General features: G+C 64.6%; 2 protein-coding genes. Both read left to right on the top strand.

The genetic code is table 11. The features are described from left to right. Window positions 1–224 (top strand): hypothetical protein (locus I5731_RS00015; protein WP_210336205.1); only part of this gene is annotated, 224 nt, incomplete at its 5' end. A gap of 11 nt (window positions 225–235) precedes the next feature. After that, window positions 236–888 (top strand): Hint domain-containing protein (locus I5731_RS00010; RefSeq protein WP_197309305.1); only part of this gene is annotated, 653 nt, incomplete at its 3' end.

The following is an 888-nucleotide window of genomic DNA, read 5'->3' as shown; positions in this document are numbered from 1 at the left end:
AATGGCGGTCGGGCAAGAGCTTCTGGCTGATGGACGTGCTGGCGCCCTACGAGCAGGGCAGCGCCGTCCAGATCATCCGCTGGGTGAAGAAGAATTTGCCGGACTCGATCGATCGGTTCCGGTTCGCCCGTATCGGCGCGGACGGCGCGCCGAAGCGGATCGTGGAATCACGGCGTCTGCGCGGGGCCTCGTGGGGCGCGCGGGTGCTGTCGGATCTGGCTTGAGGGGATAGGGCATGGGGTTCGGCATCAATCTGTTTGGGATGAGTGGAGCAGATTCGGTTTCGAACGGCTCCGACGGCACTAGCCCAGACGACTACATCTACAACGTCGATGTCTCCCCCGGCGAGACGGTGACGCTCACGGGCGACTGGCAGAGCTCAAGCGGTGGTGGAGACGGGCCAGGCAACTTCGACGGTTTCTACACGACGACCAATGGTCCGGACTTCGGAACATTCACGCTGGATCCAGCCAGCGGCGCCATGAGCTGGACCTTCACCTACGATGAACTCATGGCAAATGGTGGTCCGGACTCGATCATCTTCAACGTCTCCGGACAGGACTTCGCCGGGGTCGATGACATCGACACCGTCACCGTCAACATCACCTGTTTCGTCGGCGGCACGCTGATTGCGGTGCCGGGCGGCGAGGTGCCGGTGGAAAGCCTCGCCATCGGCGATCTGGTGCTGACGGCGGACGGGCGCGCGGTGCCGGTGAAGTGGATCGGCCGCCAGACCATCCGCAATCACGTGTTCCTGTCGGACCGGATGATGCCCGTGTGCATCGCCGCCGGGGCGCTGGGCAGCGGCGTTCCCCACACCGACCTCTATCTCTCGGCCGACCACGGCATGATCGTCGACGGGCTGGTGGTGAACGCCGGCGCGCTGGT

Source organism: Methylobrevis albus, from assembly GCF_015904235.1.
GTDB classification, from domain to species: Bacteria; Pseudomonadota; Alphaproteobacteria; order Rhizobiales; family Pleomorphomonadaceae; genus Methylobrevis_A; species Methylobrevis_A albus.
The sequence above is the reverse complement of the archived record's forward strand: the minus strand, read 5'-3'. Positions and strand labels throughout refer to the sequence as shown.